25 protein-coding genes are annotated in these 21,193 nt (G+C 65.5%); 14 read left to right on the forward strand and 11 right to left on the reverse strand.

Features of this window, described 5'->3' with window-relative positions:
* Positions 1–43: 43 nt before the first annotated feature.
* Positions 44–238, reverse strand: coding sequence for a DUF7455 domain-containing protein (locus CH281_RS12695; protein WP_027496884.1), 195 nt, complete (start codon positions 236–238; stop codon positions 44–46).
* A 233-nt stretch (positions 239–471) separates the two neighbouring features.
* On the opposite strand from CH281_RS12695, the gene CH281_RS12700 reads away from it, so the two are divergent.
* Positions 472–1,401 carry an EamA family transporter gene (locus CH281_RS12700; RefSeq protein ID WP_027496885.1) on the forward strand — a complete coding sequence of 310 codons (930 nt, stop codon included), beginning with the start codon at positions 472–474 and terminating at the stop codon, positions 1,399–1,401.
* A 71-nt stretch (positions 1,402–1,472) separates the two neighbouring features.
* On the forward strand, positions 1,473–1,832 hold the full coding sequence (locus CH281_RS12705) for a DUF952 domain-containing protein (RefSeq protein ID WP_032370442.1): 360 nt from the start codon (positions 1,473–1,475) through the stop codon (positions 1,830–1,832).
* A 78-nt stretch (positions 1,833–1,910) separates the two neighbouring features.
* Here the strand turns inward: CH281_RS12705 and CH281_RS12710 are convergent, their stop codons facing one another.
* Entirely contained in the window at positions 1,911–3,239 is a 1,329-nt protein-coding gene (locus CH281_RS12710) for an RNA polymerase sigma factor (protein WP_032365052.1), read from the reverse strand.
* 160 nt (positions 3,240–3,399) lie between these two features.
* Positions 3,400–4,224, reverse strand: coding sequence for a polyphosphate--glucose phosphotransferase (ppgK, locus tag CH281_RS12715; protein ID WP_052057356.1), 825 nt, complete (start codon positions 4,222–4,224; stop codon positions 3,400–3,402).
* Between the two features lie 198 nt (positions 4,225–4,422).
* Here ppgK and CH281_RS12720 point away from each other — a divergent pair, with 198 nt between their 5' ends.
* Positions 4,423–5,322, forward strand: a complete 900-nt coding sequence (locus tag CH281_RS12720; protein ID WP_373453882.1) for an inositol monophosphatase family protein — start codon at positions 4,423–4,425, stop codon at positions 5,320–5,322.
* A 48-nt stretch (positions 5,323–5,370) separates the two neighbouring features.
* On the opposite strand, the gene cei is transcribed toward CH281_RS12720, so the two are convergent.
* Positions 5,371–6,051, reverse strand: a complete 681-nt coding sequence (cei, locus tag CH281_RS12725) for an envelope integrity protein Cei (RefSeq protein ID WP_027496890.1) — start codon at positions 6,049–6,051, stop codon at positions 5,371–5,373.
* A 545-nt stretch (positions 6,052–6,596) separates the two neighbouring features.
* On the opposite strand from cei, the gene CH281_RS12730 reads away from it, so the two are divergent.
* Positions 6,597–6,899 (forward strand): DUF4193 domain-containing protein, encoded by a 303-nt coding sequence (locus tag CH281_RS12730; protein ID WP_027496891.1) that lies wholly within the window; start codon positions 6,597–6,599, stop codon positions 6,897–6,899.
* Positions 6,900–6,985: 86 nt separating this feature from the next.
* On the opposite strand, the gene CH281_RS12735 is transcribed toward CH281_RS12730, so the two are convergent.
* Positions 6,986–7,480, reverse strand: coding sequence for a DUF3093 domain-containing protein (locus CH281_RS12735; protein ID WP_027496892.1), 495 nt, complete (start codon positions 7,478–7,480; stop codon positions 6,986–6,988).
* 196 nt (positions 7,481–7,676) lie between these two features.
* Here CH281_RS12735 and dut point away from each other — a divergent pair, with 196 nt between their 5' ends.
* Positions 7,677–8,144 (forward strand): dUTP diphosphatase, encoded by a 468-nt coding sequence (gene dut / locus CH281_RS12740; RefSeq protein WP_027496893.1) that lies wholly within the window; start codon positions 7,677–7,679, stop codon positions 8,142–8,144.
* A 78-nt stretch (positions 8,145–8,222) separates the two neighbouring features.
* On the forward strand, positions 8,223–9,050 hold the full coding sequence (locus CH281_RS12745) for a DUF3710 domain-containing protein (protein WP_094694443.1): 828 nt from the start codon (positions 8,223–8,225) through the stop codon (positions 9,048–9,050).
* 6 nt (positions 9,051–9,056) lie between these two features.
* On the opposite strand, the gene CH281_RS12750 is transcribed toward CH281_RS12745, so the two are convergent.
* A complete protein-coding gene (locus CH281_RS12750; RefSeq protein ID WP_027496895.1) occupies positions 9,057–9,767 on the reverse strand; it encodes an alpha/beta fold hydrolase in 711 nt (236 codons plus the stop codon).
* A 167-nt stretch (positions 9,768–9,934) separates the two neighbouring features.
* On the opposite strand from CH281_RS12750, the gene CH281_RS12755 reads away from it, so the two are divergent.
* Positions 9,935–10,312, forward strand: coding sequence for an OB-fold nucleic acid binding domain-containing protein (locus tag CH281_RS12755; RefSeq protein ID WP_027496896.1), 378 nt, complete (start codon positions 9,935–9,937; stop codon positions 10,310–10,312).
* Between the two features lie 73 nt (positions 10,313–10,385).
* On the forward strand, positions 10,386–11,084 hold the full coding sequence (locus tag CH281_RS12760; protein WP_051365378.1) for a DUF3159 domain-containing protein: 699 nt from the start codon (positions 10,386–10,388) through the stop codon (positions 11,082–11,084).
* Here CH281_RS12760 and CH281_RS12765 read toward each other — a convergent pair.
* Positions 11,058–11,717, reverse strand: coding sequence for a potassium channel family protein (locus CH281_RS12765; protein ID WP_027496898.1), 660 nt, complete (start codon positions 11,715–11,717; stop codon positions 11,058–11,060). The two genes, CH281_RS12760 and CH281_RS12765, sit on opposite strands and share 27 nt — an antisense overlap.
* A 49-nt stretch (positions 11,718–11,766) precedes the next feature.
* Entirely contained in the window at positions 11,767–12,432 is a 666-nt protein-coding gene (locus CH281_RS12770; protein WP_027496899.1) for a potassium channel family protein, read from the reverse strand.
* A 180-nt stretch (positions 12,433–12,612) separates the two neighbouring features.
* Between CH281_RS12770 and CH281_RS12775 the strand changes: the two genes are divergently transcribed.
* The 3 genes from CH281_RS12775 to CH281_RS12785 are packed head-to-tail and all read left to right on the forward strand — an operon-like array spanning position 12,613 to position 16,918.
* Positions 12,613–14,610, forward strand: a complete 1,998-nt coding sequence (locus CH281_RS12775) for an APC family permease (protein ID WP_032365101.1) — start codon at positions 12,613–12,615, stop codon at positions 14,608–14,610.
* Complete coding sequence (locus tag CH281_RS12780) at positions 14,607–15,878, forward strand: class I SAM-dependent RNA methyltransferase (protein ID WP_027496901.1); 1,272 nt, start codon at positions 14,607–14,609, stop codon at positions 15,876–15,878. Before CH281_RS12775 ends, CH281_RS12780 begins: the two co-directional genes overlap by 4 nt.
* Before the next feature lie 44 nt (positions 15,879–15,922).
* Complete coding sequence (locus tag CH281_RS12785) at positions 15,923–16,918, forward strand: iron-siderophore ABC transporter substrate-binding protein (RefSeq protein ID WP_256983511.1); 996 nt, start codon at positions 15,923–15,925, stop codon at positions 16,916–16,918.
* Here the strand turns inward: CH281_RS12785 and CH281_RS26595 are convergent.
* Positions 16,870–17,067: a hypothetical protein gene (locus CH281_RS26595; RefSeq protein WP_052073645.1), complete on the reverse strand. Its 198-nt coding sequence runs from the start codon at positions 17,065–17,067 to the stop codon at positions 16,870–16,872. The two genes, CH281_RS12785 and CH281_RS26595, sit on opposite strands and share 49 nt — an antisense overlap.
* Positions 17,068–17,092: 25 nt before the next feature.
* Here CH281_RS26595 and CH281_RS12790 point away from each other — a divergent pair, with 25 nt between their 5' ends.
* Positions 17,093–17,614, forward strand: coding sequence for a CGNR zinc finger domain-containing protein (locus CH281_RS12790; protein ID WP_027496903.1), 522 nt, complete (start codon positions 17,093–17,095; stop codon positions 17,612–17,614).
* Positions 17,615–17,636: 22 nt separating this feature from the next.
* Here the strand turns inward: CH281_RS12790 and CH281_RS12795 are convergent, their stop codons facing one another.
* A complete protein-coding gene (locus CH281_RS12795; protein ID WP_032365056.1) occupies positions 17,637–18,476 on the reverse strand; it encodes an ABC transporter permease in 840 nt (279 codons plus the stop codon).
* Complete coding sequence (locus CH281_RS12800; RefSeq protein ID WP_045841783.1) at positions 18,473–19,486, reverse strand: daunorubicin resistance protein DrrA family ABC transporter ATP-binding protein; 1,014 nt, start codon at positions 19,484–19,486, stop codon at positions 18,473–18,475. The genes CH281_RS12795 and CH281_RS12800 overlap by 4 nt, the downstream gene beginning before the upstream one ends.
* Positions 19,487–19,650: 164 nt before the next feature.
* Here CH281_RS12800 and CH281_RS12805 point away from each other — a divergent pair, with 164 nt between their 5' ends.
* Both CH281_RS12805 and CH281_RS12810 read left to right on the forward strand, forming a co-directional pair.
* On the forward strand, positions 19,651–20,406 hold the full coding sequence (locus CH281_RS12805) for a sigma-70 family RNA polymerase sigma factor (RefSeq protein ID WP_027496905.1): 756 nt from the start codon (positions 19,651–19,653) through the stop codon (positions 20,404–20,406).
* Complete coding sequence (locus CH281_RS12810) at positions 20,403–21,161, forward strand: anti-sigma factor (protein ID WP_094694445.1); 759 nt, start codon at positions 20,403–20,405, stop codon at positions 21,159–21,161. Before CH281_RS12805 ends, CH281_RS12810 begins: the two co-directional genes overlap by 4 nt.
* Positions 21,162–21,193 lie beyond the last annotated feature (32 nt).

Genomic DNA, 21,193 nt, shown 5'->3' on the forward strand with positions numbered 1-21,193 from the left:
GGTACAGCTGTGGCGAACTGGCGTCCCCCGACGAGTCGGTGGGTTACACCGTGGAGTCCGATTCGGTCATCACCGTTGCGTTCACTTCACGCAAGCGGGCTTCGTGCTCGGTGGCGTGGTGACCGCAGAAGAGAAGCTCTCCACCGGTCGAGAGCACGACACGCGCGCGAGCCCCTGCACCGCACCGGTCGCACCGGTCCGCTGCTGTCAATTGTGGGCTGGTCAATGTTCCGGGCATGACTCCTCCGTACTGGCTTGCGGGTATGTCCCGTTCGCCTGGGGCCGGTCCGCCGCGTCGGTATGGCGCGGTTCGTTCACTCTGTCAGACGTATGGCGGTCACGCGTTGTTCCCGAGCGCGTTTCTTTGTGTTGTCACTAACACGAAACATGTCCTACGAGCAGGAACGTCGTGAATCCTGTTCGCTGACAGCTGATAGGGAATCGGACGGGTGGCGGCAGTAGGGTCCCGGTGTGGCTTCGACTTCTCTCTCGCTGTCCGGCGCTTCGAGGCTGGGTATCCCGTCGCTGTTCGTGATCGGTGCCGTATGCATGTACGTCGGTGCGGCCATCGGAGTGTTCCTGTTCGACACGGTGAACCCGGCTGCGGTGGCCTGGCTGCGGGGCTTCGGTGCCGCTGTCGTCCTGATCACCTGGCGTAGGCCGTGGCGTCGACGCGGCGGTGCCGGATCCGTATGGACGGTACGACGCGCGGTGACCGCTGCCGCGTTCGGAGCAGCCACCATCGGCATGAACGTGATGTTCTACGAGGCCATCGCTCGGCTGCCCCTGGGTGCGGCGGTCGCCATCGAGTTTCTGGGCCCGATCGTCGTCGCCGCAGCAGGATCTCGGAAGCTCACCGATGCACTCGCGGTCGTTCTGGTGGTCGCCGGCGTTGCTGCCATCGCGTCGGCTCAGTTCGAGGGCGGCGAGGTGGGATTGATCGGAATCGCGTTCGCGCTCGGTTCGGCGGCTCTGTGGGCGGCGTACATCGTGCTGGGCAAGTCCGTGGCCGACGCCGGGCAGGGGCTCGACGACATGGCTGCCGGTTTCGGAATCGCATCGGTGGTTCTCGCCGTGCCGCTGTTCGCACCGTTCGCATTCGCGCACACCGACGTTCTGAGCGACTGGCGCATCTGGGTTCTGGGCCTGGGCGTCGGATTGCTGTCGAGCGTCGTTCCGTACGTTCTCGACCAGTACGTCCTGGTCCGAGTGGGTCGGGCTCGCTTCGCGTTGCTGTTGGCGTTGCTGCCCGCGACCGCGACTGTCGTCGGTGCCGTGGTGCTGACCCAGGTGCCGACGCTGCTCGAGTCCCTGGGAATCCTTGCCGTCATCGCCGCAGTGGTGCTCGGCGGCCTGCCGGGCCGAACGCGCGGTGGGGCACCCACGCTGCCCCCGCCCTGACTTCGAGGACACGGCTCGGGGACGCGCGGGGTGTGGGACACGAGCCCCCGAGAACCCGGCACAATGGCGGTGTGACCGAGAGAACCGACGTCCTCGTACATCTGTGCACCACGGAGGAGTGGTCGAGAATCCGGGGCGGTACCGAGTACACGCCGGAGTCGTTCGCCGAACTGGGTTTCGTTCACCTCTCCACGCCCGAGCAGGTGCATCTGCCCGCGAACCGGCTCTTCCCAGGACGCACCGATCTGGTGCTGCTGGCGCTGGACCCAGCGCGGTTGAGTGCGCCGGTGCAGTGGGAGCCGGGTGTGCCGTCCGACCCGCAGTCGATGCTGTTTCCGCACCTGTACGGACCGCTACCGCTCGAGGCCGTCACTGCCGCCGTCGAGTACCGACCGGGGCCCGCCGGGGATTTCGGGACGCCCGTGCTCTGACCGAAAGCCTGGCAGTCGCCAGCAACGAGAAGCGACCGCCGATCCGAAGATCGACGGTCGCTTGTCGTTCGAAGATTGTCAGTCCAGGTAGTCGCGCAGAACCTGGGACCGCGACGGGTGCCGCAGCTTCGACATCGTCTTGGACTCGATCTGACGAATTCGCTCGCGGGTGACTCCGTACACCTGCCCGATCTCGTCGAGGGTGCGGGGCTGTCCATCGGTGAGGCCGAAGCGGAGGCGAACTACGCCTGCTTCGCGCTCGGAGAGCGTCTCGAGCACCGACTGCAGCTGATCCTGCAGAAGCGTGAACGACACCGCGTCGACCGCGACGACAGCCTCGGAGTCCTCGATGAAGTCCCCGAGCTGGCTGTCACCCTCGTCACCGATGGTCTGGTCGAGGGAAATCGGCTCGCGAGCGTACTGCTGGATCTCCAGCACCTTCTCGGGCGTGATGTCCATCTCCTTGGCGAGTTCCTCCGGAGTGGGCTCGCGGCCCAGATCCTGCAGGAGCTCACGCTGGATGCGTCCGAGCTTGTTGATGACCTCGACCATGTGCACCGGGATACGAATGGTCCGGGCCTGGTCTGCCATGGCACGGGTGATGGCCTGGCGGATCCACCAGGTGGCGTACGTCGAGAACTTGTAGCCCTTGGTGTAGTCGAACTTCTCGACCGCGCGGATCAGACCCAGGTTGCCCTCCTGGATGAGATCCAGGAACGCCATGCCGCGGCCCGTGTAGCGCTTGGCCAGCGAGACGACGAGGCGGAGGTTTGCCTCGAGCAGGTGGTTCTTGGCGCGGTTGCCGTCACGGCAGATCCAGGTCATGTCACGCCGCTGGGCGACGGGGAGCTTCTCGCCCTTCTCCGCGGACTCGCGCATCTTCTCGACGGCGAACAGTCCTGCCTCGATGCGCTTGGCGAGCTCGACCTCTTCCTCGGCGTTGAGGAGGGCGACCTTGCCGATCTGCTTGAGGTACGCGCGAACCGAGTCCGCTGATGCGGTGAGCTCGGCGTCCTTGCGGGCCTGACGCAGGGCTTCGGATTCCTCTTCGTCCCAGACGAAGTCGCCGGACGCCTTGTCCTCGGCGGTCGGCTCGCTCGTTGCGTCTTCTTCGGTGTCGTCGCCTGCGGCGACGACCTCGACGACGTCGTTCGCTGCGGCGGCAAGATCACCTTCGGAGATGTCGATGTCTTCGATTCCCGGGGTGCTCTCGTCGACGTCATCGCCGGTGGCGGGAGCTGCTGTCTTCTTCGCTGCGGCCTTCTTGGCCGGTGCCTTCTTGGCGGCGGCGCGTTTGGCCGGTGCCTTCTTAGCCGGTGCCTTCGCGGCGGGTGCCTTGACAGCAGGTTCAGGTGTCGCAGTTCCAGGTTCGGAATCTACGGTCTGACGGATATCGGTGGCTGCCACGTACGCCCTTTCGTGACGAAGTCGTGCGGCGTCACGCCAGAGTTGTTTCCGGCGGAGAGGTCTTCGGATTCGGCCGGCTGCGTACCGGCACACACCATTGTAACGACCTCTCAGGAGTTTGTTACCTACCCTCGTCCTTCGCAGGTGGCGACACCGCGTGTCAGTGCGGTGATCCAGCCGATGTACCGGTCTCGGCGGACGCGACGGCACTGTCCGCAGCGAGGGCCGCTCCGACGATCCCCGCCGTGTTCAGCAGGGTCGCGGGGACCACCGGAGTTCGGTTGGTCAGGTGCGGAATCCACTTCTCGCTCTTGCGACTGATTCCGCCACCGGCAATGAACAGGTCGGGCCACAGCAGCGCCTCGAACGTCGCGAGCACGGTGGAGACCTCTTTGGCCCATTCCTTGTAGGACAGCCCCTTGTTCTCCTTCACCGAGGACGCCGCGCGATGCTCGGCTTCCTTGCCGCCGATCTCCATGTGTCCGAACTCGGTGTTCGGCAGCAGAACTCCGTTGTGCAGAACGGCGGAACCGATGCCGGTGCCGAACGTGAGCAGAACCACGACCCCGTCCTTGCCCTTGCCGCCGCCGTACTTGTCCTCGGCGACCCCGGCGGCATCCGCGTCGTTGAGGACGGTGATGTTCTCGTTTCCGATGGCCTTCGCGAACAATGCTCGCGCATCGGTGTCGATCCAGCTCTTGTCGATGTTCGCGGCCGAACGCGCCACACCGTTGGTGACCACCGCGGGCAGGGTGACGCCGATCGGCCCGGTCCACTCGAAATGCGAGACGATCTCGGCCACGGTCCGCGCGACGGCGTCGGGGGTCGAAGGCTGAGGCGTCTCGATCTTGTAGCGATCGCCCACGAGCTCACCGGTGTTCAGGTCGACGATGCCGCCCTTGATGCCGCTGCCACCGACGTCGACGCCGAACCCGTGACGCTCGGCCGTCGCCGCGGTGCTGTTGTCCGAACCTGGCTGTGTCATGTCGATGCCGCTCCTGGCCTGATCGAATTCGTGTGTGCCGTCGCTTCGGAACAATAGTGCCGTCCGTTCGTCGGCGTGACGCCGACGCTGTAGCGGACGGCCCGCCGAGTGCCGCGGTGGTGCCGCGCCGGCGAAGTGTGTTGCGATGTACGCGTGCCGAAACATGACGGAACGCAGACCCACACCGCCACTGAGCAATTGCCGCAGACGCCGGCAACCGTAGAACGGTCGGATACCGAACCGACGACACGTGATGCGGAGGTACTGCGCGGGGTTGCCGTTCGGGTTGCCACGGAGGCAGCCGAGCACGTCCGAACGCGTCGTCCGCAGGTGTTCGGTGACAGTGCCGACGCGGAGGCAGAGGCCGTGCAGACGAAAAGCACACCGACCGATCCGGTCACCGTCGTGGACACCGAAACCGAACGTGTTCTTCGCGAATTGCTGGCGCAGCTGCGTCCCGGCGATGCCGTCCTCGGCGAGGAGGAAGGTGGCGGGGACGAATCCGTCGCCGGAGTTCGATGGGTGCTGGATCCGATCGACGGAACCGTCAACTTCATGTACGGAATTCCTGCGTACGCGGTCTCTGTTGCGGTGCAGATCGACGGAGTGAGCGTGGCAGGGGCCGTCGTCGACGTGGCCCGCGATGTGGTCTATTCGGCCGCGCAGGGGCATGGGGCGACGGCTCGGTACACAGACGGTCGTATCGAACGGCTGCAGTGTTCGGGTGTGACCGAATTGTCGATGACGTTGCTGGCCACCGGATTCGGGTACGGATCACGACGCCGCGCGGCGCAGGGCGCGATCATCGCCGAACTGCTGCCGAAGGTGCGAGATATTCGCCGAATCGGTTCTGCAGCACTGGATCTGTGCATGGTCGCGTCCGGTGCCGTCGACGCACACTTCGAGCACGGGCTCAGCCCGTGGGACTGGGCGGCGGGGTCGCTGATCGCTGCCGAGGCCGGAGCCCTCGTCGATGTGCCCGCAGCGACGTCGACGAGTGCGGACGGAGTCGTCACCGTGGCGATGGCCCCGGGAATCGCCGAACCCCTGACTGCCGCCCTACGACTCGTCGGCGCACTCGATCCGATTCCGAGCTGACGGACTGGTCCGTCTCAGCAGTGCAACCGTCTCAGCAGCGCGATCGACTCAGCAACGAGACTGGCGCGCGGCGGCGAGCAGATCGGGGTCGAGGGGCTGCGGCGCGGCACCGGGGGCTGCGCCCGCCAGCGTGCGTAGCACTTCCTCTGCGTCGTCGTTCGGCTGAATCTCGCTGAAGTAGGTGCCGAGTGCCAGATCCACCGAGTCGTCGGTTCTCGAGTCCTCGATGAGTTCTGCACACGGTGCGAGGAGCCATACCGCGCTCGCGGCACCGATACCCGCGGATCCGAATCGGATCTGGCCTTGGCACTGCATGTTCTGGTCGACGTAGACGGGATCGTTGCCCACCTGCACGTCCGGAGCACTCGCGAAGCCGTAGTCACTGAGCTGAGCCGCCACGTGTGCAGCTTGGCCGCGTTCGCCGTTGGCGTTGAACACTCGTACCTTCGATGCCGACAGGGCGGCAGGCTCGACGTCGAGAAGTGTCGTCGGGTCGACTTCCTCGCCGAGGGCAACCGGCTGCGTTCCGTCGGTGGCAGCGGTCGTGGTCGGGGTGTTGCATTCGGCAGTGGCCGATGTCGTCTCGGTGGTGGTGAACACCTTGACCCACACGACCACGGCGAGCAGAGCGAGTACTGCGAACACGGCGATGATCGGAAGTGCGCGGCGTCGACGGAACGGACGGCCGCGGTCGTCGACCGGCTGGCCTTCGGTGATCAGAGAAACCACAGTGATTCTTCGCCTTTCCGTCGGCAGTCGCCGAGACCGGTACAAGGAGTCGGTTCACACCGACGCGTGCCTACTGTAGATGCCCGCGGTCCTCGGCGACGGCACACTCGGCCGTGAGCTCGCCGAAAGCAGTGCGCGCGACCCGTTTGCACCGCGAAAACCAGCAGCAGAACTGCTTCTGCGGACTGCGGAATGAAGCCGGTGATCTCGGTGTTGATGCGGCGTGCACGGAGGCAATGAAGTGATCGGCGATTCGGTTTCGGCTTTGGGGTCGGCGTCGGCTATTGTCTGGCGGCCGCAGTGCTTAAGAAACAGAAAGCTGCCGATGAATCGTCGATCAGGTGAGCGAAATCTCGATCGAGTTTCAACCGGCGGAATTCGGGAACTACCCGGTGTAGTTTCCGGCACCGCGTGATGAACCTGTTCGATCGAGAATCAAATCGGTGGGAGCGAGCAAGCGCCCTCTTCACAGCCGACGGCCACAAGCCGACCACACCGGCAGCTTCCACCACACACACGCACGAAGATGAGGGGTTACGAGAACAATGGCAACCGATTACGACGCTCCGAGAAGAACAGAATCCGACGACGTCTCGGAGGACTCTCTCGAAGAACTGAAGGCTCGCCGCAACGAGGCGCAGTCCGCAGTCGTCGATGTGGACGAGTCAGACACCGCCGAGTCCTTCGAGCTCCCGGGTGCCGACCTGTCCGGCGAAGAGCTTTCGGTCCGGGTGGTTCCCAAGCAGGCGGACGAATTCACCTGTTCGAGCTGCTTCCTGGTGCACCACCGCAGTCGACTGGCCAGCGATGCCAACGGTGTCCTCATGTGCCGGGACTGCGCTGCCTGATCGACGGCAGACCCTGATCGAGGGCAGCCGATGCCCGGCCGAGCGGCCGGGCAGTGAGGTTTCGCAGCGAGAGTCCGACGGCTGGGTCAGCGGGCTTCCACGCCGTGGGCACTGAGCACGGCGAGTAGATTCTCCGGCCGCTTGGTGCTGATCAACCAGTAGGGCGTCGGGTCGTCCGGGTCGTCCAGTACGACGATCACCATCTGTTTCACCCAGGTGCGGTGCTGTACGAAGGCAAGCGGGTCCAGCTGCCTTCCCAGCGCCGCACTTTTTGCTGTCGCGGGCACCACGGCTGCCTTGGACGCGACATCGAGAGGCAGATGCGCTTTGCCGACCCGTAGTTCGAGGCCAGCGGACGACGACCCGGTCGAGTCAGAGCTCGGATCGGTGGCCACCACCTGCACACGTAACCTGCTGAACGCCACCAGAGCCCAGGCGACCAGGGGCAGGAGCAACACGTAGGGCAGCCAGGCGCGAACACCGGGGGCACCCATGTGTACCTCCGCTGCGAGTAGTACCGCCAGCGCTGCGCCGGCCACCCACCACCAGAGGGGTACCCACAGTCGTTCGGCGTAGAGCACCGACTCCGAGCCGGGGGAACCGGCACGCGAGGTGGGGTCGTCGGACTCGGGGTTCGCCCGATCGGCCTGTCGATCTGCAGTCACCCCACCCAGGGTAGTCGCCGCGCCGACGGCGAAGCAGATCAGCGTAGTCTCGTTCGACGTGAGTGACGAAGTCATCGAGTCCCGCAACACGCTTTCCGGCGACCAGCTCGAGGTGCCCCCGGACCGCCCCGGGGAGGTTCGACTTCGCCGGTTGGACCCAGATCTACCGGTTCCCACGCGTGCGCACGAGGGTGACGCGGGTGTGGATCTGCGGATCACCGCGCCAGTGACGATCGCTCCGGGCGAACGGGTTCTCGTGGGCACGGGGATTGCGGTGGCCCTGCCCCTCGGGATGGTGGGGCTGATCCACCCGCGCTCGGGCCTGGCGGCCAAATCGGGACTGTCGGTCGTCAACACCCCTGGCACCATCGACGCTGGATACCGCGGGGAGATCAAGGTCTGCTTGATCAACCACGATCTCCGGACGCCCATCGTGCTCGATCGCGGCGATCGAATCGCTCAGTTGGTGGTGCAGCGCGTCGAATTGGTCGAGTTCGTCGAAGTGGATCGACTCGACGACACCGTTCGAGGGGACGGCGGTCACGGCTCGACCGGCGGACATGCGAGTCTGGTGCAGTGACGTCCTACGTAGTGCGTCTGTCGCGACGGTCGTCGGTGTACAGCGAACTGAATGCAACCGAGAAGAAGAGAGCTGAACATGTTCGGACGGCGTAAGAAGAACGACGCCGGCAGTGCCTCCGCGTCCAGCGCGGAGCCATTCGTCGACGGCCGCGACGACGACAACGACGATGCGACCGCGGACACCACCGTCGAGGGGCCCCACGATCTCGGTGATCTGGACGAGGATCGCGAGAGCGTCGCGGCGAACCGGCTGGATCTCGGCTCTGTGTTGATCCCTCTCCCCGAGGGCGGGCAACTGCAGGTCGAGATGTCTCAGGCGGGCAGCCCGCAGGCAGTACACATCGTCACCCAGTTCGGGCGCATCACCATCGCCGCCTACGCTGCCCCGAAGTCTCCGGGGCAGTGGCGCGAGGTGGCGGCCGATCTGGCGACATCGCTCCGCAACGACAAGGCCGAGACGACCGTGGAGACCGGACCGTGGGGCCGCGAGTTGGTCGGTGTCACCGCCAACGCCGATCTGCGCTTCATCGGTGTCGACGGGTATCGCTGGATGGTTCGATGCGTCCTCGCCGGGCCGTCGGGCGCGGTGGCGGAGGGCCAGCCCCTGGTCCAGCTCGCGCACTCGATTCTTCGACTGACCGTCGTCGACCGCGGCACCGATCCACACCCGGTGCGTACTCCGTTGCCGGTGGTTCTGCCGCAGGTATTGGCCGAGCAACTGGCGGCTGCCGCGCAGCAGCAAGCAGCGCAGCAGGCCGCGCCGGCGCAGCCCACCGCCCCTGATGCGAACACCGATGCGGCGCAGCAGCAGTCGACTCCGCAACCGAACGCCGAACAACCCGGTGCCGAGCGCGCTCCGCGCCGCGGAGCGTCCGGATCGGCGATTCAGCAACTGGGGGGCTGATCGGCGTCAGACGTCGTGCGCCGCGGTCAGAGCGTCGACGGCTTCTCGGCCCAGGACCCCCGGGTCGAGTCCGATGTCCGTCAAAGTCACGGTCCGCAGTACGCCTCTCGGCAGGGCGCGAGCCCACTGCTCCGCAACCGCGATCGGATGCACCGGGTCGTCCACCGCGCCGACCACGACGGTCGGCGCGTCGATCCGCGCGAGACGGTCCAACTCCGGGCCTCGGTACGAGGCCGCCTCGTCCAACGCGCGGGGGAGCGCCGGCCACTGCGACGCCCAGGATCGCGCCAGGGTGCGCGCGAGCCATTCTGGGCTCGACTCGGCCATGGTCCCCGTGACGCTGTCGAGCCCGTGTTCGCGAAGCGACCCAGCCGTGAACCGTGCACTCAGTGCAGCCGGTGAGCCGGTGGGATCGCCCGTCCACGCCGGCAGCGCCAGCGCCAACGCGACGACACTCGAGCGGTTGCGTTCGGCCCAGTGCGCCGCGACGGCTGCACCCAGTGAGATTCCGGCGACCACGACGGGACCGTGCGCGCGTACAGCCTCGTCGAGTGCACCGAGATAGCTCCCCACCACGCCGGTCGGGTCGGGTTCCACGGCGACAGTGGCCAATCCCACAACGTCGAACGCCTGCCCGAATGCCTCCTGTGCGAACTGCGCGTCCGATCCCGTCCCCGGTAGAACGATCGCGGTGGAGGTCTTGAATCGGGTGTGCACGAGACGATTGTGCACGCCCCCGTTCGACGGCGTGGCGGTGGTTGGTCAGCGCGCCGGATCGGGTCTACAGTGGCGAAGTACCAGCTATGACGAGGGAAACTCCCAGGTCGCCGCAACTGCTCCCAGGAGTGGAGCTGCGAGACGACCCCCACCCGCAGGAGCGCACAATGGCACCCGCTGCCGCAGGATACTTTCGCCGTTTGACGCGAAAGTTGACCGAGGACATCGATCAGCTCGACGCCGAGGAGATGGCCGAATCCTCCGAAGCGTCCGGAGCCCGACGCGCCTGCGATTGCTCGCGTGGCGAAGAGGTCACGATGTTGGGTCGTCTACGCAGCGTCGAAGCGTGTTCCAAGGCCGCGAACGCCAACATCGAAGCGGAGTTCTTCGACGGCACCGACACAGTGACTCTCCTGTGGATCGGCCGGCGCAAGATTGCCGGAATCGAGCCGGGCAAGACGGTCCTGGTGCGTGGCCGGGTCGGCGAACGCGATGGACGCAAGATCGTCTACAACCCGTACTACGAACTGCGCGACGACAACTGATCGTCCCCGGTATGGCACTCTCGTTCTCGTGACGAACAGCGACGATGCAGTGCCGCACCCGAGAACGTCGAACATGCCGGAACCGGTACCCGACACGTCGACGCCGGACGCCGTGAAGACCGCCGCCCCCACCGTGCTCGAGCAGCTCGGCGGTGTGAGCGGATTGGTATATTCCACACTGCCCGTGGTCGTCTTCGTCCCGTTCAACAGCTACTTCGGCCTGTCGGTCGCTCTGTGGGCTGCGTTGGGTGTCGCCGCGGCCGTTCTGGTGTGGCGGCTGGTACGCCGCAGCCCGATACAACCGGCCATCTCCGGATTCTTCGGCGTCGGCATCTGCGCTTTCATCGCGTACCGCACCGGGGACGCCAAGGGCTACTTCCTGTTCGGCATCTATACATCACTCGTCTACGGCGGGGCGTTCGTGCTGTCGGTACTCGCCCGGTGGCCGCTCGTCGGCGTCATCTGGGGTTACCTCAACGGCAAGGGAACGTCGTGGCGTCGGGAGCGGTCTGCGGTTCGTTACTACGACGTGGCCACCATCGCCTGGGCGTCGGTGTTCGCTGCGCGCTACATCGTTCAGTCCCAGCTCTACGACTCGGACCAGACCGGCTGGCTCGCGGTGGCACGGATCGGGATGGGGTGGCCCCTGACCGGCGTAGCCCTACTGGTGACTCTGTGGGCGGTGCGTCAAGCGGATCGAGCGCTCGACCTCGCATCGAACGACGAACAGGCCGACGAGCTGCCGTCAGGTCAGACCGACCGCAGCACGTAGTTCGTCCTCCACCTCTTTCGCCGCGACGAAGAGCAACTCGTCACCGCCTTCGAGCGGATCGTCGTGCTGCGGAACGATGACACGGCCACCGCGAAGAATCGTCACCAGTGCTGCGTCCCGCGGTAGCTGGAGCTTGCGTACCGGCTTGCCCGCCAGGGGCGTGTTCTCGGGCAGAGTGATCTCCACGAGATTTGCCTGTCCCTTGCGGAATGTCATCAGGTGGACCAGATCGCCTACCGAGACGGCCTCCTCCACCAGTGACGCCAGCATGCGCGGGGTCGAGACTGCGACATCGACACCCCAGGCCGCATCGAAGAGCCATTCGTTTCTGGGGTCGTTGACCCGGGCCACCACGCGGTTCACGCCGAACTCGGTTTTGGCCAGCAAGCTGAGCACCAGGTTCGCTTTGTCGTCGCCGGTAGCGGCGATCACCACGTCGTAGTTCTCGAGATGGGCGGCCTCGAGCAGACTCAACTCGCAGGCGTCCGCGAGCACCCATTCGGCCTCGGGTACTGCGGTCTGATCGACGTGGTCGAGTTTGCGTTCGAGGAGCATCACCTCGTGCTCACTTCGGATCAATTCGCGTGCAATGGATCTGCCGACTGCGCCGGCACCGGCGATGGCGACTTTCATGGCTTCCCGTTCGGGTCGATGGGGGAGGAGAACAACGTACGGGCGAGCATCAGTCGTCCGACGGCGGCGGATTGCCGGCCAATGCGATGGCCTCGGCGACGGTCCCGGAGACGGCAGCGACGTACACCTCGTCGCCTGCCTGGATCACGGTGCGCTTGTCGGGCAGCAGTCCGGTGCCGAAACGGATGACGAACGCGGCCCGCGACCGGGTCGCATCCTCGAGTACCGATAATTTCTTGCCGATCCACGCATCGTGGAAGTCGAGCAGCACCACCGCGACGCTCCCGGACGGATCTCGCCACTTGGTGGTGGGGTCGTCCCGCAGAAGATTGTGCAGAAACCGGTCGGTCGCCCACGGCACGGTGGCCACGGTCGGAATACCGAGGCGCTCGTACACGGCGGCGCGTTTGGCGTCGTAGATCCTGGCGACGACCTTCTCGACGCCGAACGTCTCGCGCGCGACGCGCGCGGAGATGATGTTGGAATTGTCACCGGAGGATACGGCTGCGAATGCCTCCGCCTTCTCGATTCCGGCGCGCACCAACACATCTCGGTCGAATCCCATACCGACTACTCGATGCCCGCCGAAGTCGGGGTCAAGGCGCAGAAACGCGGTTTCGTCGCGGTCGATGATCGCCACCTCGTGCCCGATGCGCTCGAGCGCTCCGGCCAGCGATGCGCCGACACGGCCACACCCCATCACAACTACGTACAACGCCCAGCTCCGTCCCGATCTCGATTGCCGACCAACACTGCCGACGACATTGCCACCGTGTGCATGCGAGCACCAACGTATCGGGGATTCGTCACCGGCTCGACCGTGGGTGGGCATCGGATGGAAGTCAAAGGGCGCGTGGTTGCGCCGCCGGCGACCCGACGGCCTACGCTTCTGATCGTGTCCAAGGTCTCGACTGCCGCAAAGCGGCTGGTTCTCGGTAAGCCGTTCCGCAGCGACAAGCTCGGTCATACCTTGCTACCCAAGCGAATCGCGCTACCGGTGTTCGCCTCGGACGCCATGTCCTCGGTTGCGTACGCACCCGAAGAGATCTTCCTGGTGTTGTCCGTGGCCGGGATATCGGCGCTCACGTTCACTCCGTGGATCGGTCTCGCGGTCTGTGTCGTGATGGCGGTGGTGGTCGCCAGCTACCGGCAGAACGTGCACGCCTACCCGTCCGGCGGTGGTGATTACGAGGTCGCGACCACCAACCTCGGTCCTGCGGCGGGTCTGACCGTGGGTAGTGCGTTGTTGGTGGACTACGTGCTGACCGTGGCGGTCTCCATTTCGGCGGCCGCGTCGAACATCGGTTCGGCCGTACCCTTCGTCGCGCAGCACAAGGTGCTGTTCGCGGTGGTGGCCATCGTGTTCATCACGTCGATCAATCTGCGCGGTATCCGCGAGTCGGGTGCCGCGTTCGCCATTCCCACATACGCCTTCATGGGCGGCATGTTCCTGATGTTGGGCTACGGGTTGTTCCGGGTCTACGTGCTCGGAGACGACATTCACGCCGAGTCGGCGACGTTCGATCTGAAAGCGGAGGACTCGCATCTGTACGGGATTGCGTTCGCGTTCCTCGTCGCGCGGGCGTTCTCGTCGGGTTGCGCGGCGCTGACCGGAGTCGAGGCCATCAGTAACGGGGTGCCTGCATTCGAGAAACCCAAGTCCCGCAACGCGGCAACCACGCTGTTGCTGCTCGGCGGTATCGGCATCACGTTGTTGATGGGCATCATCGTGCTGGCGCAGAAGATCGGCATCAAGTACGCGATGGACCCGGAGACGCAGCTGATCGGGGCACCGGATGGCTACCACCAGAAGACGTTGATCGCGCAGTTGGCGGAGGCAGTGTTCAGCGGGTTCCCCGTTGGGTTCTTCTTCATCACCGCCGTGACGGCGTTGATCCTGGTACTCGCCGCGAACACGGCATTCAACGGCTTCCCCGTGCTGGGCTCGGTGCTCGCTCAGGACCGGTATCTACCCCGACAGTTGCACACGCGCGGCGATCGCCTTGCCTTCAGTAACGGCATCCTGTTCCTGTCCGGTGCAGCCATCGTGTTCGTCGTGGTGTTCGGAGCAGAGGTCACCAAGCTCATCCAGCTCTACATCGTGGGTGTGTTCGTCTCGTTCACCCTGAGCCAGACCGGCATGATCCGGCACTGGACCCGCCTGCTCCGAACCGAGACCGATGGCGAGCAGCGCGGCAGGATGCAGCGCTCGCGGGTGGTCAACAGCGTCGGTCTGGCCATGACGGCGACCGTTCTCGTGATCGTGTTGATCACCAAGTTCGCTGCCGGAGCCTGGATCGCGATCGTGGCGATGGTGGCCATCTTCATCCTGATGCGGATGATCAGAAAGCACTACGACACCGTGGCGCGCGAGCTCGAGAACGAGGTGTGGGACGGCGTACTACCCAGCCGCACGCACTCGATCGTGCTGGTGTCCAAGCTGCACATGCCGACCCTGCGGGCTCTCGCCTACGCACGCGCGACCAGGCCCGACACTCTCGAAGCCGTCACCGTCAACGTCGACGAGGTGGACACCCGAGCATTGGTGCGTGAATGGGAGGCCAGTGACGTCTCGGTACCCCTCAAGGTCGTCGAATCGCCCTACCGCGAAGTCACCAAGCCGGTTCTGGACTACGTCAAACGAGTTCGACGCGACTCACCACGTGATGTGGTGACCGTCTTCATCCCCGAGTACGTCGTCGGTCACTGGTGGGAGCAGGTCCTGCACAACCAGAGTGCGCTGAGATTGAAGTCCCGACTGCTGTTTCAACCCGGCGTGATGGTCACCAGCGTTCCGTGGCAGCTGCGCTCGTCGGAGAAGGCCAGGCGCGAGGTGCTCGGAAATGCGCCGGGTGCATCGCGTCGCGGCTACGAACCGCCGGCGGGCAAATGACCGAGAACTGGTTCGGGCTGGTGCTCGACGTCGAACTGGGCGCTCCCGGACACGGTGGGTTCTGCGTGGCCCGTCACGAAGGTCGAGTGGTGTTCGTTCGCCACGGGCTACCGGGGGAACGCGTCATGGCCAAGGTGACCGAGGATCGCGGTGGGTCGTTCTGCCGCGCCGACGCGATCGAGATCCTCACCGCGTCTCCGGACCGCATCGACGCTCGCTGCCCCATCTCCGGGCCCGGTGGTTCGGGATGCTGCGACTATTCTCACGCGACCCCCGAAGCCGGTCGTCGACTCAAGTCCTCCGTCGTCGCCGAACAGCTGCGCCGCGTCGCGGGCATCGAGCGGGACGTTCCGGTCGAGGAGTTGCCGGGCACCGGCGACGGCATCGGATGGCGGACCCGTGTTCGGCTGGCAGTGGATTCGGGTGGACGGCCCGGCTACCACCGCTATCGAAGCAGTTCGATCGTCACGGAGTTGTCGTGCCCGCAAATGGATCCGGTTGCGTTCGACGGATTGTCGGGCCGTGAGTGGCGCGCAGGTGCCGAATTGCAGGTGGTCCTCGACGGTACGGGTGAACGCCATGTGGTGGAGGTGGCACCGGCCCAGTTGACGCGAACCGGACGCCGGTCTCCGGGCCGACGCGGTGCGTCGGCGCGTCGAGCGGCGTCGTCCCGGGCCAGGCCGGAAAAGGCTGTCATCGGGTCGGGTCGCGTCACCGAATTCGTCTCGGCGCGGCCGTGGACACTCGATGCCACCGGCTTCTGGCAGGCGCACAAGGGAGCGGCCCAGGTGTACACCGACGTCGTGCGCGACTGGGCGGACGCCGAGCCGGGTGACGGCGCATGGGATCTCTACGGCGGTGTCGGCGTGTTCGCGGCGGCTCTCGCCGAGCGGGTGGGATCGAGCGGACGAGTCACCAGCGTCGAGTTCTCGCGCCGGGCCGCCGAGGACGGGCGTTCGGCGCTGCACGACCTTGCTCAGGTCTCGTTCGCGCCGGGCCGGGTCGAGCGATCGATGGATTCGTTGCCGGAATCGGTGGCGGTGGCGGTACTCGATCCGCCGCGAGCCGGTGCCGGACGCGACGTCATCGAAGGTCTCGCGACGCGGTCTCCCCGCACGATCGTCCACATCGGCTGCGATCCGGCATCGTTCGCGCGGGACGCGAGCCTCTACCGGGCAGCCGGTTACGAGCTGACGGACGTGCGCGCGTTCGACGCGTTTCCTCTGACCAGCCACGTCGAATGTATCGGCCGCTTCGTCCGTAAATAGGGTTGCCTCACCAATCTTGGCGAGTCTGACGTACCGTTTCTCGGGTGAGAATTCGTCGCACCGTCGGTGCTGTGTCGGTCGCCCTGCTGTTCCTGACCGCCGTCGTCTCGTGTGGGTCGGGCGGGGACGACGGACCCGGATCGGAGGTGCCGTCCGACGGATCGGCGGCTGCGTTCCCTGTCACGATCGATACCGAGTTCGGCGACGTGACCGTCGACAGTGCCCCGCAGCGCGTCGTCGCGCTCGGCTGGGGCGACGCGGAAACCGCACTCGCGCTCGGTGTCTCACCGGTCGGTGCGAGCGACTGGCTCGCCTTCGGCGGCGACGGCGTCGGTCCGTGGGCGGCCGGGCTCTACGACGCACCACCGCAGATCATCGGGACGCAGGAGCCGTCGTTCGAGCAGGTCGCGGCGCTCGAGCCGGATCTGATCCTCGACACCAAGAGCTCCGGTGATGCCGATCGGTACGCCACGCTGTCCGCCATTGCTCCGACGGTGGGTATACCGGCGGGGGCGGACAACTACCTGACAACGCTCGAGCAGCAGGTCACGATGGTGGCCACGGCACTCGGCAAGCAGTCCGAAGGGGACGCGCTGCTCGCAGGAATCGCCGACCGTTTCGATGCAGCGGCCGCTGCCCATCCGGAATTTGCCGGCAAGACAGCGGTGGTCGGGGCCTACAGCGGCACCGGATACGGCGCATACATCTCGTCGAACAGTCGACTCGAGTTCATGAAGAAGCTCGGCTTCGTCACCAGCCCGGCCATCGATTCTCTTCCGCCGCGCGGCTTCTCGGTTCCGATTTCCGGGGAGGAGCTCGACCTGCTCGACGCCGACGTACTGATCGTCTTCCCCATCCAGAAGGCGCCGTCCGAGGTGACCGACAATCCGCTGTTCCAACGGATTCCGGCTGTCGCGGACGGCCGCTACGTCGTGTTCGACGACCCGGAAGTCGCGAAGTCCTACGCCACCAACTCGGCGCTGTCCATCGGCTATGCACTCGACACGGTGGTGCCTGCGGTGGCGAACGTGCTGGGGTGATCCACTTCGGCAACCGGGGCGAACGTCTGCGCGGGTACCGAGACGATGCGTTGAGCTCCGCAGTGGCAGCCCTGGTAGCCGACGAGGCCTTCGCTGGTGTCGTGGATCGAGCGGGTGGTCCAGGAGTGTGTGCTGTGTTCGATGTCCATGCATCCACTGTGATGTAATGGTCTTGTGCACATCAACCCTTACGGAGAATATGCCGTGAAACTGGGCATCGACCTCCTCAACCGGCCCCCCACGTCGCCGAGCGAATTGGGGGCCCGCTGCATCGACGCCGGCCTCGTTCCCGACTGGACTGCCACCGACGCCGATCTCGCGGACACACTCGAGTTCCTCCGCGAGTGGGCTCGCGTGGTGGATGCAGAGACAGCCGAGGAGCGCGCCGAGGCCCTGAACGCCCTCCTTGCGCAGGCATCCGCGTACCCGCGACTGACCAACCATGCCGACGACGGCTGGCACATGCACTATCGCGACCCCAACATCGCGTTGGGCGGCGTCATCAGGGCACTGGTCGGTGTCGGTACCGCGCTGCACTTGACCGGTCGCGGAATGGACAGACTCCATCGGTGCGCCGCAGCCGACTGCACGACCGCCTTCGCCGACACCTCACGTACCGGACGGCAGCGGTACTGCGGAACCGTGTGCTCGAATCGGGACGCAGTCCGCCGACACCGAGCCCGCGCCGCATCCTGACGCTTGCACCGGGAGGCGCGGATCAGGACTTGCGGTTGTACAGCCGCATCGTGATCGGTCCGAAGATCGCCAGCATCGCCGCCGACAGCACCAGAGTCACTCCGAGTTGGCCGGTGTCGACATCGCCCTGCATCAGGCCTCGAAGTGACGTCACCAGAAAGCTGACCGGGTTGACGTCGACGAACGCACGAAGCCACCCCGGCATCGTGTTGGGGTCGACGAAGATGTTGCTCGCGAACGTCAGCGGAAACAGGATGAACATCGACATCCCCATCACGGCTGCCTCGGTGCGCACGATCATGGCGATCATCGTCCAGATCCAGGACAGACAGAACGAGAACACGAGCAACAGCAATATCGATGCGATCACACCGAGCAGCCCGCCTTGCGGCCGGAAACCGAGAATCAGCCCCAAGATCAGTACGATCACCGACGCCAACGTGTAGCGCACGACGTCACCCAGCAACGCACCGACCAGCGGCGACGGACGCCAGATCGGCAACGATCGGAACCGGTCGAACACACCCTTCTCGATGTCCTTGTTCATCGTCACGCCGGTGTACATCGTGATCATCACCACGGTCTGCACCAGGATGCCCGGCAGCAGAAACTGGATGTACGCGTCGGTCGAACCGGCCAGAGCGCCACCGAACAGGTACGTGAACAACAGCGTGAACATGATCGGAAACGCCGTCACGTCGAACAACTGCTCCGGTACGTGCTTGATCTTCAGCAACGCCCGCCAGCCGAAACTCAGCGAGGTCGACAGCGACGACGGACGCTCCGGCCTCGGACCTGCGGCTGAGAGAACATCGATGATCGTCGACGCCTGTGGGGCGGATCGTTGGGCCTCGGTGGTCATGACGCGATCTCCCCGTTGTCGATTTCAGCTTTTTTCGCACCCACCGGCTCCACTCCCGCTCCCGCGTCGTGCCCGGTCAGCGCCAGGAACACCTCGTCCAGACTCGGCTGACCGAGGGTGAAGGATGCGATGGCGATTCCGGCGGATTCGAGAGCAGGAAGGATCGGTGCCGCCTGCGCCGGATTGTCCAGTCGTGCGGACACGGTGAACGGGTCGGCGTCCTCGGTCACGGTGCTGCCGACCAGATCTCGAACGATTCTCGCCGCGGCATTCCGGTGCCCGGCATCGAGCACGCGCAGGTGCAGTGAGTTCGATCCCACCGATGCCTTCAGCTCGCCCGTCGTGCCCTCGGCGATGACTTTGCCGTGGTCGATCACCGCCACGCGCCCGGCCAGGTGGTCGGCCTCGTCGAGATACTGCGTCGTCAGCAGTACCGTCGTGCCGCCTGCCACCAGTGCACGGACGATCTCCCAGACGTGATTGCGACTGCGCGGGTCCAGGCCGGTGGTGGGTTCGTCAAGAAAGATCAGCTCGGGGGTGACGATGATGCTCGCCGCGATGTCGATGCGCCTGCGCATGCCACCGGAGTAGGTCTTGACCTGTCGCGGTCCGGCGTCGGCGATGTCGAATGCTGTCAACAGTTGATCAGCGCGCGCTCGGGCGGCCGGACGTGAGTAGCCGAGCAGCCGCGCCAGCAGAACGAGATTCTCGGTGCCGGTCAGATCCTCGTCGAGCGAGGCGAATTGACCCGTGAGAGAGACTTTTCGGCGAACGGCCTCCGGCTCGGTTGCCACGTCGTGTCCCAGGACTCGTGCGCTGCCGCCGTCTATCGGAAGAAGTGTCGCCAGCATCCGGATGGTCGTGGTTTTCCCGGCCCCGTTGGGTCCGAGTACGCCGTACACCCCGCCGGACGGGATCGACAGATCCACGCCGTCGACTGCGGCGGTGGTGCCGAAATGTTTGACGAGCCCGTGGGTTTCGATGGCCGTCATGCGTGTCCGTCCCTCCATCGAGCTGTCCGCCCGATTGCCCGCGTTTGTCCGATTCTCGCACCCAGGATGAAGCCCGGTCCAATTCTGCGCAAACGAATTTCGTTCGCGGACCATCCCTCGGGGTGTTTGTTCCGAATATGTACTGCGGCGGGAAAACGCGGAGGTTTCGATATGAGGGCTACATGACCACTAGTGTCATGATCGATGAACTCGATCATGAACCCGTCTGCTGGGACGACAGTCCGATGAGCGTGCCGTTCTCCGACGCTTCCGGATCTGCGGGCACCGGCCGTGACCGAACGCCGCCCGAGTCCGAGGACAGCACCTCGGTCGAGGATGCGGTGTGCGCAGTACCGAGCCCCCAGCTGAAGAATCTGCGTGCCGAGGAGACGGACCGTCTCCGTCGCCTGATGGCCGCCGTTGCCCAGGGCGACCGGTCGGCCTTCGCCGAGCTGTACGACGCCACGTCCTCCCGTGTGTACGGGATGGTGGTGCGCGTGCTTCGCGATCCGGGGTACAGCGAGGAGACCGCGCAGGAGGTGTTCCTCCAGATCTGGCGTGCGGCACCGAATTACGATCCGAGCCAGGGGAGTCCGCTGGCGTGGATCATGACGCTGGCACATCGCCGGGCGGTCGATCGGGTACGTAGCGAACAGTCGGGTACCGACCGCGAGGCGGCGTACGGTGCCGTGAGTCACACACCCGAGCACGACGAGGTACTCGAGACGGTGACCCAGCGGCTCGAATCGGAGGCGGTCGTGGCCTGTCTCGACACTCTGACCGATACGCAGAGCGAGTCGGTACGAATGGCTTATTACAGCGGGTACACCTATCGCGAGGTTGCCGAACGGCTCGGGGTGGCCGTGCCGACGATCAAATCGCGCATACGAGATGGATTGATCAAGTTGAAGACATGCCTGGGGGTGATCCCGCAATGAGTGAAGCGTCACGGCAACGACTGCTGGACGAAGCGGAGGTCTATGCCCTCCACGCGATGAGCGAGTCCGAGCGGCGCGCCATCGAATCCGAGCGAATCCGCGTCGACGAGACGACCCGGGCACAATTCGACATCCTCGTGGGTGAGATTCACGAAACGCTGGCGTTGGCTGCGGCGGCAGACGCGACTCCCGCACCCGGACGCGTGCGGGAGGCCGTGCTGGCGCGTGTCGCCGCGAGCGATCAGGAGCCGACGGTCCGAGAACTTCCGCCGAACGTCACTCCGCTGCACCGGCACCGACGTGAGCGCTCCAAGACGTGGCGATACTCGATGGTGTCCGCGGCTGCCGCGATCGTCGTCGCAGTCGGTGGTGTAGTCGTCGTCACGCAGACCATGGGCTCGGACCCGCAGCCTTCCCAGGCCGAGCAGATCGTCGCAGCGCCCGACGCTCGTGAGGCGTCTGCGGAGTTCCCGGGTGGCGGCACTGCAAAGGTGTCGTACTCGCTGAGCCGAGATGCGGTCGTGGTGACTCTGGACGGTGTCCCGGAGCCGCCGTCGGGCCGGGTCTACCAGATGTGGTTCGTCGACGGTGCGCCGCGCTCCGCCGGCGTTGTCACCGAGGATCAGCTCACGTCGAGCGACGGCACCGTGGTGGACGGCATGGGAGCGTCGACCAACTTCGCGTTCTCGCTCGAGCCTGCCGGCGGCTCGGCGCAGCCCACCGAGGTCCTCACTATGATCACGCTCGACGCCTGATCAGGGGCCATGCACGTCCACTCGGGCGGTTC

Source organism: Rhodococcus sp. 06-221-2 (genome assembly GCF_002258365.1).
Taxonomy (GTDB): Bacteria; Actinomycetota; Actinomycetes; order Mycobacteriales; family Mycobacteriaceae; genus Rhodococcoides; species Rhodococcoides fascians.